This is a genomic window from Parachlamydiales bacterium, assembly GCA_041671045.1.
In the GTDB taxonomy this organism is placed as follows: Bacteria; Chlamydiota; Chlamydiia; order Chlamydiales; family JABDDJ01; genus JABDDJ01.
The window spans coordinates 137051-157083 of sequence record JBAZCF010000007.1; the positions used below are offsets into that span (position 1 = coordinate 137051).

Consider the following 20033-nt stretch of genomic DNA (forward strand, 5'->3'; position numbering starts at 1 on the left):
ATTACAAACAAAAATATTTAATCACGAAGTCAGTATACGGTCAATTTTAAGTCATTACTTATCATTCAAAAAAGTAATTATTTTTAGAATTCTAAAGATTGACAAATACAGTACTCTTAACGATAATTCTTCAGCTATATCTTTATTAATTTTAGCGGTTTATGACAACTAATTCTTGCGTTTCCTTAAGCCCGTCCAGTCAATTAGATCTCTCTTACGAAGAAATAAAGCCCTCGCCCGTACTTTCCAATAATACAGAAATTTCTTTACCAGAATCTTTAGAAGAAGCGCGCCAACAAGCTATTAAAAGAGGCATCTTAGATTCTAACGGAAGACTTAATGAAAGTTTTAAGAAAGGTGATCTTAGCGGAATTGATTACAAAGTAATACTTGATAATGTACGCAACCGTCTTACAACTCCGCTACATGGAAAGGTGACTCTTGCTCAAACAATCATACATCAAAGAGATACAGCACAAAAACGGGGAAACGCGGTTGTTGGATTAAATTATATCGGCTCCAATGCGATGAAAGACCTAGGCATTGAAAATATCCTTTCCGTTCTGGGAGAAACAATAAGTCAAATCATCACTCCCGCTGTGATTGAAAGATATTTAATAGCTGCTATGGATACAGATACACAAGCTGAACTCATGCATTGCGACGAGAAGGAACTTGCCTTAGAAAGCCAGTCATTAGCGCTTTTTTTTGGAGCATTAACATCTGAGACACTTACAGTAGACCGTAAGGAATTAACGGATGCCTTTAGGAAGATCGAGATTGGATATTCAGAAAAATGGGATGAAAAATATTCCAATACCTTACGCTTCTCTGCTCACGATCATTCTACCGGAGGATTTGTCAATATCGGACATTTTCTCTATTCGCTCTTCTATATTGTAATCGACCCCCTTACTGTGGATGAAGGCGACTGCAAGAATCTAAAAATCAAGCTTGTATGTCCTGATGAGAACTTTAGGGAAGTATTTCTGCACTTTCTTCTGGGTATAATGGCCTGTGATAAGCCAGAAATGATGAATTACCTTGTTTCAATGGTCTATCTTTCCGGCTTAATTAAAGACAAAGTCAGCTACGATCCCCAGCTTTTCTCTAAGCTACTAGAACCAACCTTAAGAATGTATTTTAACTTTGACAGTCACACCATCGATGCTAAGAAACTAGTCCTTGCATTGCGCAATATCATCTTTGGTCATCATAAAGAGGATCTACCGGCCCTATTAGTCTCTGCTCAACTATTCCGAAACCTATCTTTGGATATCATCGACCACTGGAAGAAATATCTGACCGAAGAATTTTACAAAGGCTTCTGGCAAAATCTGCTGACTGATGAAGAGAAATCGCAATTAAAATCCATTCCACACCCCGATAAATATGTACAGAGTATTTCCTTTGTAGAAGCTTGGTTAAATGTCCAAGCTCATTCAACCTCAGTTATAGATGAAGAATTGATCCAAGCGGTCATCCACCTTTCAACCCGAGCGTTAGAGCTGGGAGATAAGAAACAAGCCACGGACATATGGGAACGTTTGACTTCTCTTCCGTGCTTCAATCCTACACACGCGCAATACAATGATAGCATTACTCTTCTGACTTCTCCGCACATAGTAAATGATATCTTCAACGCAGGTCTCTTAAATATAACGGGCTTTAATCCTTTTGAGGTTTTAATCTCGCGCTTTCCGGAACTACAAACCGACATAAGACAAATTCGTTTAAAGCATATCCTCTCCACCCCCCTTGAATTCTACGATTACGACTGGCAAGCCCTCTGTAAAGATGAGCAAACATGGAATAACATTATCAAAGTAACGCGCTTTGACGAGCTCAGACAAGGTTATTTACTGGATTGCTTAAGGTTAAGTCTCTCTAAGAATATGTACTCAGTTTCCGTAAAGATTGTGGAAATCCTTACTCAATCTAACATTAAACCTTCTAAAAGAACTTTATTTGCAAGCTTGATCCATCTCTTATGCGAGAACATCCTAGCTAGGATTCAGAAGGAAGACGCTACTCCGGCAGTGCTATTTGCGCACTTGATTGAAATCCTATCAGACTCTCCTTACACTACTCATAGCAAGTTAGAAGCCCTTCTTTCTCCTTATATATTTACAGCTATCGACTCTATTAATCCTTCCATCCCGTCATCCAGTTATCTACAAGCTTTGTACCCGGTGCTTATTCAGGGACTATTATTTTGCATCAAACACTCTCCCCCTAAAACAGCTAAAGAAAAATTGCAAAGCTCGGGGTGTTTTCTAAAGCTATTTCAGTTTCTGCATAAAACTTTACCTCCCAGTTACAGCAAGGCGATTGACTTATTTGAAGCTGTCTCAGAGATTGGTATTTTCCATGAGAACCTCCTTGCATGGAATTTGGAAAAGAGAAAACTACTTGAAGCACTACCTTTATCCATCCATAAGAAATGCCCCCGTTCCACACTTGCTTTAATGAAAAATGCATTGAGTATCAATGTAGAAATCGGGCCTCTCCTTACCAAGGAATGCATCCTTAAAAACATCTCTGAAGAGAATCTTAGGGAACTCATAAGCCCGCCCAATAGCTTGAAAGTCTTAGGTACAGATATATGGCTCCTGTTAGCTCTAAAATGGTTTAACCTACACGATTCTGTTCATGTGGTTGCTGCGGAGAAAATTTCACTCCTACTTTTCCAGTTATTGTCTACCCATCCTGAGAAGATAAATGTATTGAGAAATCCTGAAGTAATCCTTAAGATTGTTCAGAGTCTATCCTTGTTCAAAGAACGGATCCCGCAGACAAATATCAGTCTTGGGCATGTGGTTCATTTCCTACTTTTCTTATCTCCACATAACCCAAAACATCTAGCTGCCATAACGTCCTTGATTCAATTCATTAGTACTCAGTCCTTGCCCAAATATTCTCCAAGCGACTTTGCATTACTCAAAAACCTCATGCTAAGAGCCCAAGATTATCCTTCTCTCGATTTTTCACCTCTCTACTACCAATTTGTTAACAAGGATTTTTCTAAGCTAATCGAACAAACAGGTGTTCAGGACATCTCTGCTCTACTACCGGTATTTGGAACGCTATGGAACAAAAAGAAGAAGGAAGAAGCCGCGCAATGGATCGATGCAGTCATACAGCGATGTCAAACGTTAGACTATAAACCTTCAAAAAAGGACATCTATGTCCTTATGAATGTAGCAGGGTGCTTACTTAATGCTAAAAAAACACATATTGTCTATCCACTTTTTGAATACTTGAAGAAATACGCTCAGGGTAAGCAAAAGAGTACCTATGAAAGGATATTTCAGTACGCGGTAAGCCTAGCTTTACTTGAAAGCGATTTAGGGCCCTTCCTAGCTTTTACAAGCGCCGATGACTCCGCCTATAATACACACCCTCACCTTTATATGGAGGGCGTAAGAAAAGCCATTCATTCCTTAGATCCTTCTACAACGCTTCCGCTTATTCGAAATTGTGCACCGCAGCTGGAAAATTCGGATTGGGTAGCTCTTTGGGATGTATTAAATAAAAAGGGTGATGCCCAACTGATTGAAGATGCCTTCGCTATATGGAAGGAAATCCATCCCATTCCACCCAAGATGGATTCTTTAAACCGTTACCAGCAACTATCCTATTGTCAACTATTTCAGGCACTTCTACAAAGCAATATGGTAAGGCAAAATTGCATAAGTGAATACTTTAATTCCGATCTTGAGACATTTGCCCATATTCTATCCTTGCTTAATGCAAACGGTAAAAAGATATCTTTTGGATTATCATTATATCTAAAGCTGAAATCTGAAAAGTTTTTCCAAGCACCTAAAGGCACTATCGAGCCATTGATCAAATGGCTCTTTAACTTACATACGGATGCGCCCACATTTCTTACTTCGCTCTATCTCCTATTAAACCAGTCCCTAAAATGCAGCCGTAAAGATTGTGCCGCTATTATAATAAAATATTTTTGCGACCACTATAAAACTGTAATCGAACCCACCAGAAATATTTATCAACGCTATTTTCTTGAAAAATTTGCCACTTTGACAGCTGTCAACGATAACCCTGTATTTGACAATGATTTTTTTAGCTTATTAAAAACCATTTATAACTCTGACGATTTCCCTATTGAATTAAGTTTAGGGCCCTATAAATGGCTTACAGCAACATGCAGACGACAAATAGACGTTTCCACACGACTACAATACGATCTGAGAGCATTTACAATCTTTTTCAAAGCAAATAAAACAGCTTTTGCATCACAGTACTTTTCTGACTACGCCCTGACTTACAACCTATTGATGCGGTTGACATATGTACCTGAGCTATTCACAAAGCTATTAGACTCCTTTGAAATAAGCTGTGGAAATAACTTGCTAAAAGACCCTGACTATTCAACTTTGTATGGAACATGCATGGCAACATACCTTGAGAGTATTATCCATGCTGCGAACGACACAAAAAAAAGAACACATGCTTTTGAACTTTTTCTAAAAAAACATGTCATGTATTGCAATGATACATTAATTGCGGAAAGAGCCGTGTCTGCAGCTATCTCACTCATGTTCTGCCAGTTGCAAAATGATGAGAATATTGCCTACTTTATGACAAACTGCGAACGCATCCTTAAGATGCTATATTCGCCTATGGACTATAGGAAGATAGAAACAGGACTTATTCGTTCGTTGGCAAAAAGAGCTAAGATGGAAACAGTGTCACACGACGACTTCGTTCAGTTTGATGAATCCAAACCCGTTTTGGATTACTATTATGACTCCCGTTTAGAAATGACTTTCCGCTTAGTTGAGCAATCAAAAATCAAGTATCCCAATAAATTTAAGCAGAGGATCATCTTCTATTGTCTCCATGGCATGCTCAAAGGTCTCGTGAAATTGATCAAGCTAAGAAATTTTAATATGGATCATCAGAACGCGGCAGAGACATTATCCTCTTTTATCGAATGCTTTGATGCCTTCTTCTATTACAATACGCAGGCAACACCTTTGATCCGAGAAGAGCATGCGAATTTAAGTCGCAGCCTGATTTCCTCTTTGATAGGGACCTCCTTTTTTGAGCGCTTTAAAGTAAAATTCTATGCCTATGCTTTATTCCTAGGTTTTGCCGATACACTCTTCCCTGCAATCTCTCTGCCGGAAAAGCTGGAAGCACATGAAGATATTTGGGCAAAAACAACTAGCGAATATCCCGAATGTTTTGAAAGATGTTGTGAAGCCTTCAGAAAGGAATATAAATGGGCCAGGACCCAAGAAAGTCCCGAGGGCTCTAATCTAGCCCTTCAATTATTTATGGAAAAAGCAGCGGCATTAGTTTCAGGTCTAGATACTGCCCAAGACGCTTCGTTGTTCATACAATTTCATAGTCAGGTTCTATTCCAGGGTAATACCCTATTTGGAAGTGATCTTCCCCTTCAATATAACAAATTCCTAGTGGAGATTTTCACACAATATATTCAACATTTTACTCCCTTCATCGTCATATTCAACACCTCTCTGGACTTTCAGGAGGTCTATAGCAAACTAAGCTTTCTTGTTATTAAATTTGCTAATTCTACCCTATGTAAATCCCTTGATCCTGAAGAAAGCATTTTATTATTTAAAAATCTAACGAAATGCATTTCCATTTTCTATAAGAACATTAGTCTAATATCCCATCAATTAACAAATAGTCCTACGCCTCGTGTCCATATAGAAATCTTACATCTTACCATCGAAAAGGCACTTTCAAGCGAATATAACCATCTTCCTATAAATATACGGCAAGAGGAAGTCATTCGTTTGATGAGTATTTTTCTAAATCAGAAGATGCTAGACGAGTTTGCTTTAGCAGTGCAAAGGGCCTTCAACCCCAAGTCAGACCTTTTTAAAAAGCCGTCGGAACTGTATCCATGTTTTGATTCTTCCTATCTACCCCTCATCACTTCTTGTTATTCTAAGGCCTACGAAGACAACATGGCTGTCACGCTATTTACTTTGCATATCGCAACCCTTCTCCCTCCTGCGGATGCAGAATCTATGGATTTAGAAAAAGATCTTTATTCAGAATCGGTTTTCTTCCTCCATCTACTCAAGGTCAATCTCTCCCGATCCTGTGATAAAGATATAAGAGCGATTATTTTTAGAATCCTCATCATTTTCATTAATGCAAAAAGATATGATGATGCTGCTGTTTTATGCACTTTTGTTTTTTCAGAAGGCATTTTAAACGCGGATGACGGCGAAGCGGCGACTATTAGTATAGAGCTCTGTGATAAAGGTTTAAATGAGGACGCTCCATCTAAAAGCATCCTTAAACTATTTAAGTTATGCTGCAGGGATAATATTTTCACTATTACAAATGCAGAACATGTTTTATTCAAGGGATTTAAATTCCTATTATCCTCCATTGAATTCGAGAATAGGAATATTGGCAAATACGGCGCTGTGGATTTGCAAGCCTCGGCGCACTTTGAAGAGACATCTAAAGACAATGATGCCCTAGAGCCAAAAGCTGATTCTCGAGGTCAATTAAGCATAAATACCCCTGAAACCGGGGATACTCTAGAGTTACTCTTTAGAAGCTACTTATCTTCAAACTGGGATAATAATCGTTTCAATAAAATTCTTTGGGCATGCAATCTTATCGAGCAGTTTACCCCGGGCATCCAAAGTCAGCTTTTTAGAGAAGGTTTTCATAAAGCGCACCAGCATAAAAACATCGCTTTTATGAATTTACTTCTGCATATTGTTGTAGAAAAGGATGTCGCTCTATTTTCCGTATTACTGCCCGCCTTTCTTCAGTGTTTAATAGAAAATCCCTCTATCCCTAATCACAGCAACATTGTCCAAGAACTTCTCATTGAATTTTCTCATGGAAGTAAGTTTGTTAACCCCGTGCTTAAAAGCCTTATACTCTCTCGCCCTATCCTCGATGACATCAACGTTCTATATCACCATTTGCCTGAAAATGAAAGAATCCCCCTGTTAGGTTGGATTCAGGTCTCCAGAATTCATTCAGAGAGCCTGGTGGTATCCAGGTACTCTTCTGAAAACTCCTCTCATGATTTCATTGTTGAAGTATTAACAAAACTTAGAAAGATCCTTAAAGAGAATTCAGCCTGCGAGATCGAGGATGCAGAAAATTATTACACTTCCATAGCGAAACTTCTGAATAAGATTTATAAACTGTGCAAAGATACAAATTCTGCAATATTTTTCATTCTTTGGTTTCTTGAAAATGGCTCTGCAAGTATCTACATTCATTGTTCTTCCGAGCTACAACAATTTATTCTTTCCTCGATAGACAAATATTTCTTCCTTCCTACAGTTCAAAATTTGTTGGACTATCTTGAGAACATTTTCAACCCGGCCCTTTGCTATGATCAAGGCAATGCAACACCCGTTTTTGAAGCTATTCAGCACATCATTATTACCTTAAGAAAACAAAATAATTATACCGACGCCGCTGATTGGATGCACTTCTTCATCCATACACAATCTTTTAGAAAATGGAAATATTGGTCATTCCAACATACAATACTGCTAGAAGAGTGGGTCAATTTCCTATGTACTCATCACCTTTTTACTTACGGTGTTAAAATCCTTCAGGAAGTTCAATTACAAAATGAACAGCAAGAAACTTCCTCTATTACTCTGGTAAGTACCTTATGGAAAAAAATATACCAGCATGCTCCCCTTCAATTTTGCTTACAGACAGCCTTGAATTTTGCAAGCACATTTATTCCTCCCAAAGACCAATTGACTGGGCTGTGTCAGAAACTTAATTATTCCAATATAGATGACCTCTACCTGCTTTTTAAGCTGATAGAAAAGTTTTCTATTATCGACGAAGGGATATGGAAAGCTGTTAATACATCCATTTCACGTTCTAAAGATGAAAAAATTGTTCGTAGAGCCCTTGAAACGTTAGCTTATATCGAATCGTCTTCAGAAGAATTTAGAACGAACCCTTCTTTACGCTCTTCCAGCTGGGCTGCAATCTTTGGTGCTATTGTAAACAATTCAATGCAAGTTGCGTGCACTATATTTCAGAAAAAAGAGTCGGTCGAATCCCTTCTGCATTCTTTTCAAGATGAAATAACGATGGGTAAATTTGCGTGGATGCTCTACAAATACCATCTTAGTCAAGCAAAAATGGTGTCTACTTTAGATGCGCTGTTAAAAATGCGCTTATTTGTACGCTATTCTGTTGAGGTGCGCCCCTATGATTGGAAATTATTAGATATAGCCTTGAATGGAAATTTCATGGGAGTTTTCAATCCGCTAATTGCTATTTTTACAACTCATTTATTTTCTCCTCAACTAGAGCCAAAATATTGCCTTGGCTTATGTAAACTTATAAAGTCGTTTCAAAAAGAAGTTTCTCTCAAAGGCCATGTTACAGTAGAAACGATAAACTTAGTAGGTTCTCTATGCAATAATCTTATTGCAAGGTATCCTCAAGCACATAATACTCTAGAATTAGCCCAACATATAATACAAATAAAACGGCCTGAACTTATCTCATCTGCTTTTCAATTACTTAAAGCCAATGTTACACCACAAATATCACATTATCCGGAACGGGTACGCCTTTTTAAAGGCATCCTTTTAAAAGTTATCAAGCTCTCCCATTTGAAATCTGAAGAAATATCACAATTTCTATCTCAACCTGCTGTAAAGGAGATTATTACAGATGGTTACATCTATCTTAAGATAGAGTTAGCCCGCAAACAACTGTTGGAAATTCTCGATTCTGATGAAGTCAGCTACAACAGCTTTGAAACGAATTTTCAAAATGTCTCAAAGCAACTTCTTAGCGAAGAAAAGAATGATGCCCTGTTCAGAAGTGTGGAAATGCTGGTTGAATGCACTGTTATGCTTTTCACACAGTCCTTAGATAAAGAAATCCCTGAAAAACTTCTAAAAATAATAGAGCAGTCTTTTGTTTTAGATAATGCACAGTCCAAGAAAGCGACCCATGAAGTCTGCGAGAGCGAAGGAAGCAAAATATTCAAGATCACGTCTTCTAGAATGAAAGTACGTTCACATATGATAAGAACACTTCTTTCTTCCATAAAATCATTTCAGGATAAAAGAGAGCCTATTTTAAATTGGACTTACGAAACTACCGCACTACTCCTCAGGGATTTTCCTTGCGATGGCAATTTCAATGCTTTTATGCTGATGGAAGTCCTATGTTGCAGCAATCCTCAAGATGAATCTGAATATGCTCTGCATGTAGTGAACTTTCAAACCATGCTTAAAAATAAAAATTTTGCATCCTTTTGGCATTCACAGAAAACAGCCTCTTTTATGTGGAATATTTATAACAATATTCCTTGTCCCTCCAGCCTCATCGTAAATAAGCATGAAAAATTAATATGGGTAAATAATATTGTAGAGTCCATAGCTCAGTCCCCTACCTGGTGGAGTGTTCAGCACTTTAGTGTTGTCTTTTCCTATTTGGAAAAGACAACAACCAATATAGCATCGGATGAATATCGTGGTATTCTAAGTTCTTTCCTTGTTGCCCTTAGCCGGCTTGACATAACAACGAAAGAGCAATTTGAATTTGTCCATAACCTATATGAAGTTTCTACTAAACATATAGGCCCACATCAATCCTCCTTCGAAATACAAGAGCGGTTTTGCTATATTCTTATGAAAGCCGGCAGCTCTCCGGATGTTCTGGAAAATTCTGTGTTGCTGGAACAATTGGTTTTCCAGATTACATGCTATTTATATGATTCTAAGTTCCTGTCTCTCTGGGAATTAAACATAGAACATTATTTCCAGTTTATTACAGAATCAATAAATCCCCTTGCCTACTTGCTGCAGCATGGCATCCCTGAAAATACGGCGATGGATTTCATTAATAAATTTGCACAAGCCATCACCGCAAGCCAATTCATTAAAAATATAGATGAGGGTGTCGTAGCAAAACGTACCAAGATACTAAGAGTTTTTGTCCAAAAGCTATCTCAGCTTGGATTCAAAGGGCAAGCGTATGCCCTTGGATTAGCAAAAAACCCTCTCTATAAGACGTGTTTAGAGGATGATCAATAAAACCCCACTTTTGTCAAATTCGGCTTTGTTCTGGCGTAATTTGTAGGCTAGTGAGATTTCTAGAAAGGTATAATCACTTTAGAGGCGAACCCCGGAATCTCTTGCGCATATCTAGGCAAAGCATAGCCGGACACCCGCTTTTGCAGCGAGCGCATTAGTGCCTTCCCTTCTTCAAGATCTACCTCAAAGTGGGAAGCTCCTTTCACTCTATCTAATTGGTGGATGTAATAAGGGAGTATATTGTTATCCACAAGTTTATTGCACAACGCTTCCAAGACTTCAACATCAGCATTCACACCTTTAAGCAGTACGGACTGATTCAAGAGCATTACCCCCTTATCAGACAACTTCTTCAAATGTGCAAGTACATCTTGATCTAACTCCAACGGGTGATTAACATGCACCACCAACCAAACTTTCTTGCTTAGGCCCGTTAGTAAGGCTATCAGTCCCTCGTCAATACGTTCGGGAATTCCGATAGGAAACCGGGTGTGAAATCTTATGCGTGTAATATGCGGAATGGCATCTACTGCTTTTAATATCTCGCTCAACCTTTCGTTTGTAAGCGCTAAAGGGTCTCCCCCGCTTAGAATGACTTCGCGTAGCGTTGTATCTTCAGCAATATAGGCCAACTCCTGCTCAAAGCCTTTGTCTTGTACTTGATAGTCAAAATTCTGCCTAAAACAATAGCGGCAGTGCATTGCACACGCGCTCGTACATACTAGCAACACTCTTCCTTGATATTTATGGAGCAATTTCTTGCCCACTTTACATCCGCCTTCAGAAAGCGGCTCTAATACAAAGTTTTCTGCAGCAACAAACTCGTCCGCTAAAGGAACAAATTGTTTAAAAATCGGATCTTCAAGTGTGTTTTTTTGGATTTTTTCTGCCAAACGACGGGGAAGATTCAAAGGAAATTCTTTTCTTACTGCCAACCTTGCTATAGTTGAGGAGTCTAATTCAAGAAATTCAAGCAAGGTATTCAGACGGGTAAAATTGCCCCTTAATATTTTCTGCCAAGGAGCTGAAGGAAGACTTAACACATAACCTCTCAATAATCAAAAGGTTATATATTAATCTTCCTTAGGTAATGCGTCAATTCGTAACTAAGAGTTCATCCTCAACTTCAGACATTGCAGCAGGCAGCACGAGCGGTAAAGGATCCCGGGCTGTTGTGAGTTCAATATCGATTCCCAGATTGACTAATTTTTCGAAAATATTTTCATACCCTCTCTTCAAAAAGTCTAAACCGGAAAGTGAGGATTTTCCTTCGGCCACGCATGCGGCCATCACATACGCAAAGCCTGCTCTAAGGTCCGGCACAGCAATATCTTTTGCAATCAGCGGGGAAGAACCTTTAACAATTAAGCTGTGGGCATAATTTTTAGAAGCATAACGGCAGCATTTCCCCCCTAAGCATTGCTTAAATAGAGTTATATCCGCTCCCATTTCGCGTAATGTCTCTGTATACCCAAAACGTTTTTCGTACACTGTCTCATGCACAACAGAAGAACCGGACGCCTGTGTAAGCAATACTACAAAGGGCTGCTGCCAATCTGTCATGAATCCGGGATGGACGTCCGTCTCAATATGAAGGCCGCCTTGCAGTGGTCCGTCATAGAAGAATTCTATTCCATTTTCTTTCACATCGAAACCGCCGCCCACTTCCCTAATTGTATTCAGAAAGGTAATCATGTTATGGTGCTGGGCTCCTTCGACAAATACTCTACCCTTGGTACAGATAGCTGCCATCCCCCAAGAAGCTGCTTCGATACGGTCAGGAAGTACCGTATGCTCAACTTCATAGAAACGTCTCGTTCCCTGGATCTTAATGGTCCTATCCACATCCACAGTGATATTAGCGCCCAATTTTTGCAGGAATAAAATGAGATCGACAACTTCAGGCTCAATCGCTGCATTTTTTATCACGGTGGTTCCCCGTGCTGTGACGGCAGCTAGGATGGTGTTTTCAGTGGCACCTACAGAAGGGAAGGGAAGGGTGATCAAACTGCCTTGCAAGCCATTATGCGCCCTGGCAAAATAGGCTGCCTGGCGTTTCATAGGACGGTATTCAATTGTTGCCCCTAATGCTTCTAAAGCAGTAATATGGAAGTCTACAGGGCGCTGACCTAAGTCGCAGCCACCTGAGACGGGAACAATAATATCCTCGTCAGTACGGCCCAATAAAGCCCCCATCATCAAGATGGGTATGCGGTTGGAACCTGAGAACTTTTGGGGAATGTAAGAACTTGTCAGCTCTTTTGTAACGACATGCATCTCTCCTTTCTCCCTGTCCCAAGAGACCTGCATCCCTATTTCTTGACATAAGGAGACGGTGACTTCCACATCCCCAATGTTGGGTACGTTAGAAAAATGGGTGGGTTTATCAGAGATCAATGAAGCTACAAGTAGCTTAGTGATGGCATTTTTTGCCCCGGCGGCCTTTACATGTCCCTTTAGAGGAGTCCCGCCTTTAATTTTGAGTACGTCCATGTGTCACTTCCAGTCGAAAATCAGTTATGTTTATGTGGCGCTAAAGTATTATGTATTAATACACATCTTTTAAGCGCAAAATAACAGAAAATCAGAAGTTTGCAAAATAAAAAAACATTTGCGGGACAAGATTTTTTTAAAGGATCTGCGCAGGATACTAATTCATAAATTTCCCTCTGCCGGGATTTGATTAAATCCTTGTTCATTAAAGTGTCAAAGAGTAATCAGAAGTTAAATTGAATTGATCAGGAGGTCTTATGTCTTCTCTTGATTTTATCCCTGTTCGAACCAGAGCTTCGGATTATAAAGATACGCAATTTCCCCTGCCGGCAGTACATCTCAAAATAAAATTTATTACGCCGTTATTCAGCAACCAAACAACTCATACCCGCTTTGAAGAGAGCAAAGTATTGGCCAACTTCCAATCCCTTTATAACAATACGCCACTAAGAATTGGCGATGTGAAGCAAATACTTATCGGCAACACTACCTTAGGATTGACTGTAAAAAAATTTACCTTTGATAAGGGAGAACCCATCGTCAATCCTCACGAAGATAGCACAATTCTTTGGATACTACATGCTAAAACTGCTTTGCGTCTGAATAAAGGTAAGTATGCATCCAAGATCATTCATCAAATCACCCAGCAAACCCTTTTTAAAGTTATATGCGATATCAATCTCTCCCCTCAGGAATCTGCGGCGCAAAATATTCAACAACCCATTTTCATTAACCATCAAGTATTGTTAGAACGCCTACAAATGGAGTACTCCCGCCTTCCCCTTTACCCCGGTGTAGTCATGGAATACACAGAGGAAGAGCGAAAGATGAGCGTAATAGTAAAAAAGATCGTCAACGTATACAAAGGCTATGAATATTTGGAAGGTATGGGAACCGAACCGGTGACTGTAATGAGCAGGGACCTTAAATTATCGTTCGAATCTAATTTAGCGCTAGGTAAGAGTAAAATCTATGATGCCAGCACACTCATCATCCAGATCGTTGCCGTACGCTCCCACGATACTAATGAAACCAGAAGCTTTACCGATTGTTTCTTTGCAGATGATATCATGGACGCATTAATAGAAGCTTCAAGAAGTATTGTATGGAAAGCAAAACCTTGGATCATCCACGTCCCTAACCGCAAAGGGGTGATGAATACCTTGGAAATAGAAATTTTGGGCGGATGCGATGCCACCGGAAATTTAAAGGATGCAGATCCGGATACAAAATATGCTAAACTTTGGAAGATCACCTCTTCAACCGTATTATCCGTCACAATGAATCCACCCCTTTCTCAAATAAAGGTAGTCCATTCCAGTATCCCGGCACCTGTCTCAAAAATATACCTTTTATACGACATCGTCTCTCGCAATGGGGTAAATACTACCTTATATAAAGACGACCTCATAGAGAAACTCCGAACTAATACTGCCAACGTCATCAAAGGAGATCGCATTTTCTTCGCTGATAAATCCCGGAATATGCTCGAAATCCATGTTGAGGATATTAACTTCTCCTCTACAGAAGGGATTCAAAAACTTAATCTGGGCGTTCTTACACCTGAAACTGAATTTCATTTCACTCCGCTCCGATCAAAACTCCCACCCCTTCTAGAGAATACCACGGATAATATACCTTCAAACGCAATAGAATTTTTCCAGAAGAAAAGACTAGACATTGTAGATAAGAGTTTAATAGATTTCTTAGAGCTACTAAAGGCTAAGCTTGTCGACGATCCTGAGCTCTATAATACATTAGGCCAGCCTGCTCCTAAAGCCCTAATTTTAAGCGGTTTTCTTGGCAACAACAAAACCTTGTCCATCCAAGGGATCAGTGCATGGCTGGGTGTCTATCCGGAGAATTTCCAAAATTTCGGGCCCACAGAGCTCATTCAAGTATGGAATGGGCAAACAGAAAAAGAACTGCGTTCACTCTTTGATCTTGCGCTTGAGAACAACCGTCAATCAGGTGGCATCTCTCCTCTTCATCTTGTCCATATCGAGGGCATAGATACACTTTTTGGAAGCGAGGAGAAACCGCCAAAAACACATCAAGTTTCTCAGCTTAGCCAACTTCTTACAATGCTCGACGAACATAGAAAAGACTGGCCCCGTCTTCTCATCATCGCAACATGTGATAATCCGGAAGGCATTAATCCATCCCTTCTACGCACAGGATATTTTGAGGATATATTTACTATTCCTGAGCCTAAATTTTATGAAAGAGAAGAAAACTTTTGCATCCATACCCAACTGCTACGGGATAAAAATCTCATTCCATCGGAAGCCTCTAATAAACATTTGGCCAATCTAACTTCGGGCTTTAGCAACTTAGAAATAAAATCTGTGGTAAAAGGCGCTTTTGAATTGGCTGATAAGCGATTTAGAGGCAATAAAGCCATTCCCCTATTTATTACCCTTAACGATTTCTTAGAATCGATCCACACCGTCCAGTTAAGGAAAAATGAAAAGAAAGAAAAAATCGAACATTATTTTACTTGATCGTTCTGAATTTTGTGATAATTGAACGTTATGGCAAGATGGTTGTCGAAAAAAGCATTTACGGATTTTCATGAACAAACATCCTTCTTACCCTATCTTTAGAACAGGAATTGGCCAAGACAGCCACCGATTCTTGCTATCCGATTCCACTAAACCGCTGGTCATTTGCGGCGTCACCTTTGATGATCATCCCGGTTTTAATGCAAACTCCGACGGGGATGTTGTATATCATGCCGTATGCAATGCCATCACATCACTCACCCATATCCTAATTATGGGCGGTATTGCTGATGACCTGTGTCTTAGAGACGGTATTATCGACAGTGAAGTCTATCTGTTGGAAGCAAAAAAAACTTTAGGCAACCAGGTGATCACTCATGTTGCCGCTACGATAGAAGCTAAGAAGCCCCGTTTCAAAGAGAAACTGATCCCCATGCGTGAAAACCTCGCGCGTGTATTAGAATTAGATATTGCTCAAGTAGGCATTACAGCCACTACCGGCGAAGGGTTAACTGATTTTGGCTGCGGCGATGGAATACAATGCTTTGTTGTCCTTACAACAATGGAGTTGCCCGTTTAGCATAATAGCGAGGCGACCCGTCGCCTCGCTAGACTACTTGACCCGTGGATCTCACCCTAATATACATCTTTCAGATAACGCTTAGCATGTCGCAACTCTTTTACTTTCTCAGCACTGCCTAGAATTTCGATAAGGGCGTTTTCCACGTCTTTAGCCATATGCATCGCGTCGCCGCAAACATAGATCATCGCACCATTTTCAACCCATTCCCTGACCTCAATAGCATGTTCCAATAAACGGTTTTGCACATAGATTTTTTCAGGCTGATCGCGGGAAAAGGCCGTCGTCACTTTCAGCTTACCTTGGTCTTCCAGTGCTGCCCACTCATTTTGATAAAAGAAATCAAGGGCGCGGTTGCGTTCGCCAAAAATAAGCCAGCTCCTTCCCGAGTCGCCACGCCAGGCACGTTTTTGCATGAATCCCCGGTAAGGAGCGACACCGGTACCCGGACCAATCATGATGATATCTTGCGCCGGGTCTTCCGGCAAGGTGAAGCCCTTATGTTGGTGTAGATAGATCGGTACAGACCATTCCTGCAATGGTTCAGCTTCACAAAGGTAATGCGTGCATGTCCCCCAGCGTTGATAACCCCGGCTTGTGTATTTCACATGGCTGACAGTAAGGTGGACCTCATCCCCTACCACTTCTTGGCAGGATGCAATGGAATAAAGACGGGGAAGAAGCGGCTGTAAAGTATCTAGTAAATCGATAGCATTGGAATTCTTCAGCGGATGTTCCCATAAAAAATCCCACACTTCCCTATCCTCAATATATTCCTTAAAACCTTTCCTATTCTCCGGGTCGAGAAGCGGTAAAAGATCAGGATATTCTTGAGAAGCGATTTCAACCAATTTTTTAGAGATAGAACTTAAGTTAATCCGCTTTTGAAGAATGTATCTTAAAGATTCGGCATTTTCATTGTGCCGCGTAAGGATAAGCTCATTGCCTTCTGATTTAAAGACCTCCAACATTTTTTCAATCACTTGAGGTGGATTGGAAGGGAGAATTCCTAAACAGTCACCCACATCATATTTAATATCGGAATGGTTGATATCGATAGAAACATGCCAGGTTTCTTTAAAAGAATCGGTTTCATTGAGGAGATATCTGTCTTTGATAGAAGCAATAAAAGGGCTGTGCCGCGAGTAAATATTCATTTTTCACACCATAAAGAGATGATTATTGCCCATCCCCTTAAAAATAACAATAACAATCAATTATTTTAACAACATCCATTACAATCTTAATAAATAATTTAAATTCATATGGCATATGGACTTTTATTAATTAAGTATTTTAATGATATCTGCACAATTCAAAGAATACTATGATAGGTTACGCAATTTCATTTGCCCCTCCATCAAGGGACAAACAAATTTGCAAGAACGTATTGTAAAAGCATCTAAAATCCAAAACTCCCTTCCCCATCCAACATTTGCAGACCGTTGCACTAAACAAACTATCCTCTTATCATTAAGAATCAAAGTTTTAGAACAACAAGTCGGATTTTTTGACCGCATATTCTATGCAGGTAGGATCAATCAGCTAATATCAGAAGCCACTGAGCTTCAAACTAAAATAAAAGAGAAAAAACTCGCTGCTGAACAACTTTACATTGAGCAGTGCAAAAGCCTGAATGCTGAGAAAGATGCATTTTTTGAAAATCTATCCTTAGATCTTTTTACGTGGGAACCCGAGCCCGTACCCAAAGAAAAAGAGCCTTCCGATAATTTACCTACAGAAGAAGAGGAAACGGAAAGCGAAGAACCTTCCCACATACCGGAAATACCTCTCGAAGAAAGCGTGGTTCCGCTTACCGAATTATCTGTAGAAGAACAAATTTGTATTCAACTTCAGGAAGATGTTTCGGCCGTCGACTCCTCCCCCAAGCAGGTTGAAGAACCCAAAATTCTTCCTAAAGCAGCTGAAATTTCAGCACAGCATATTCCGGGGGTTTTAATCCATCCTTATCGTATCCTCCATGCTTTTATCCACCATCCTAATGTAGATCACTACTGCAGAAGCATCCAACTATTTCTGACAAACTACAAATATAATGGTAGATGTATTCCGGAAGATCTAAATGAAAATTTTAATATATTATTCGAGGCTTGGAATAATTTTTCCAATAGCTTTAAGCTGGATGAATTTTGTCAAGCAACTAACCCAAAGCCAATAACAGAATATATTGAGGGTGTGGGAACCCATTATTACGTTTTACAGGCCATTAATAGCTTCAACGCATTTATCGTAAATTACCCACGCTTTTCATTGTTTAGTGCTGAAGGACGTAAACAACTGCTAGAAACTGATGTAGATAAAGTTGTGGCACATATATTTAACCCTAATATCTCTGAGGAGAAACTATCTGAGGCTGAACGTTTTCTGATCAATGTAGGGAAAGGCTTATTGTCATTGGTCGATGATCTTATTGAAAAATGTAATACGGACGCACATTGGAAAAAATGGACGATAGCTTTATCCAGAGGGCCCTGGAAGACCCAAGTAGTCCAAACTTTAATTTCAGTATTTAAAGATTCCTATTTACTTAAAGGTATAATAAAAAATTATTTTATCAGCTCAAATTCCTATGAAAAACATGTCCAAAATCTATTTAAAGAAAAGCAAAAGCTAAGTAAAAATACTCCCGACCACATCATAGGAAAACGTGTTGAGAAACAAACTAAAAAATACCAGGCCATCACTGAAAAGTTTGATCAGCTGTACTCAAAAATAGGAAGATCTTTCTATAATACACTTAATTATTATTATAAACAGTATATAGCTTATTTCATCAGCCGCTTTATTGATTTCCATGAAACTGCATATCTCTGCGAGTTGGCCATCAAAAGCGGTGACGTACTAGTCGATTTAGGGAAGGTACTAGAAAATCCAGCCAACCCTGCAGCACAAAATGAACTCCACAATCACATCAAAGAATTGATTTTAGTCGGGCTAAAAGCCTTGCAAAACTTTGCCCGTGAAAGCGATGCCATCCCCTATGAAAGGCTGATATGGGATTGTCTGCATGAAACCCTTTCCCTCTTTAAATTTGATAGCGACAATACAAACTACCTGCAACAGTACTGGGAAAAACTTGCCCTGCCCAGCCTAGAGATGATTTCACAAACGATCGAAAAATGTCCTTGGCCAGATTTGATATTTGCAGAACGCATTCCTTATGATAAAGATTTCTTAGACCTTCAATCAGTTCCTGCACACCTTAAAAATAAGGCCACTATTCTAAATCACCTGGATGAGAATCCTGAACTGCAATCTTCGATAGACAAAGCATGTGTATTGCTGCAAAAATTTTTAGGCACCTCGAAAACTGAATTCTCTAAACTCATTGAAGGATTGCGCAATTCATGGTCAAAATATAAGACAGTAGTTTACGGCGATCTAAAAAGCCTTCCACAATTTACCAATGAATTTTATTGGCTTAAGGACTTATGGAAGAAAAGAACGGAACAAATTTTGGGTATAAAAAGTTATTACACTATGGAAGTGCTGTACCGCATGTACAAGGATATTCCTTTTTTAAATGCAGATTATCACAAAAGCCTTCTAGAGTTAAACCCGCCACAATTCGTACATAACCTATTTAATGCTTTGCCTGAAACAGCTTCTCCTTTGGAGAAACATTTAAATCCTCTCCTTAAAGAGTTGATTTTCTGGGTAAAATTCCGCATTCATGAAAACCGTGCTGAACCGGGTTGGATTGAGTATGAGATTAACCAAACTCAAAATGCATATGAGCAGCTGCTTGATAAACTAGGCCTCTCAAATATTGTCTTAAAAGCTTTTTTAGCTATTGGAAAAAGTAATTTCCTTGCAAGGAACATGCTTAAAAAGGGCATTAAATATCTTAAAAACAACGTCTTTAATACTGCTAAGACCCGCCTTAAGACTCATATGACTAAGGATAAGCATAAACAGCACCCTGAAATTGCCCAAAAGAAATACCTCTCCAAAGAGGGCAAAGATTTCAATGCACGCTTAGACCAACTAATTGATAAAATCATTATCCCCATCCTCAACAAAATTATTGAAAGCCATGACATAAGCCAGTTCGCAGAATGTATCAGTGTCTGGAAAGGGACTTTTGATAGTTATATCCTCTTCCTGAAGGACGGTAATGAAGAAAAGTTTGATAAGCAGATAGCAAAAGCTATTCTTGTTACCGTGCAGACCCTCCAAAAATACCTACAGGAAATCCAAACAAACGAAACGGAAAGCCTCTTAATACGGTGTCTTGATGAGACGCTGCAAGAGTATTCCCCGGCAGAAAGCTTTGACTTTGCCTGTCACCAACAAAAGCATGTACAAGCTGCATTTATTGAAAAACTGCTTAACGCAGCGAATTAATCCTTTAAGATGATGGTCTTG

The 20033-nt window shown here is 39.5% G+C and carries 7 protein-coding genes; 4 read left to right on the forward strand and 3 right to left on the reverse strand.

Annotated features, from left to right (window positions below; translation table 11 throughout):
* Positions 1-161 precede the first annotated feature (161 nt).
* Complete coding sequence (locus tag WC222_08745; GenBank protein MFA6916470.1) at positions 162-10067, forward strand: hypothetical protein; 9906 nt, start codon at positions 162-164, stop codon at positions 10065-10067.
* A 59-nt stretch (positions 10068-10126) separates the two neighbouring features.
* Here the strand turns inward: WC222_08745 and WC222_08750 are convergent, their stop codons facing one another.
* Positions 10127-11110 (reverse strand): KamA family radical SAM protein, encoded by a 984-nt coding sequence (locus WC222_08750; protein ID MFA6916471.1) that lies wholly within the window; start codon positions 11108-11110, stop codon positions 10127-10129.
* A 52-nt stretch (positions 11111-11162) separates the two neighbouring features.
* Complete coding sequence (murA, locus tag WC222_08755; GenBank protein MFA6916472.1) at positions 11163-12560, reverse strand: UDP-N-acetylglucosamine 1-carboxyvinyltransferase; 1398 nt, start codon at positions 12558-12560, stop codon at positions 11163-11165.
* A gap of 257 nt (positions 12561-12817) precedes the next feature.
* Between murA and WC222_08760 the strand changes: the two genes are divergently transcribed.
* Positions 12818-15064, forward strand: coding sequence for an ATP-binding protein (locus WC222_08760; protein MFA6916473.1), 2247 nt, complete (start codon positions 12818-12820; stop codon positions 15062-15064).
* Positions 15065-15134: 70 nt separating this feature from the next.
* Positions 15135-15644 carry a 2-C-methyl-D-erythritol 2,4-cyclodiphosphate synthase gene (gene ispF / locus WC222_08765; protein ID MFA6916474.1) on the forward strand — a complete coding sequence of 170 codons (510 nt, stop codon included), beginning with the start codon at positions 15135-15137 and terminating at the stop codon, positions 15642-15644.
* Between the two features lie 56 nt (positions 15645-15700).
* Here ispF and WC222_08770 read toward each other — a convergent pair whose 3' ends face one another.
* Positions 15701-16801 carry a sulfite reductase gene (locus WC222_08770; GenBank protein ID MFA6916475.1) on the reverse strand — a complete coding sequence of 367 codons (1101 nt, stop codon included), beginning with the start codon at positions 16799-16801 and terminating at the stop codon, positions 15701-15703.
* A 142-nt stretch (positions 16802-16943) separates the two neighbouring features.
* Between WC222_08770 and WC222_08775 the strand changes: the two genes are divergently transcribed.
* Positions 16944-20012, forward strand: coding sequence for a hypothetical protein (locus WC222_08775; protein MFA6916476.1), 3069 nt, complete (start codon positions 16944-16946; stop codon positions 20010-20012).
* Positions 20013-20033: the final 21 nt, after the last annotated feature.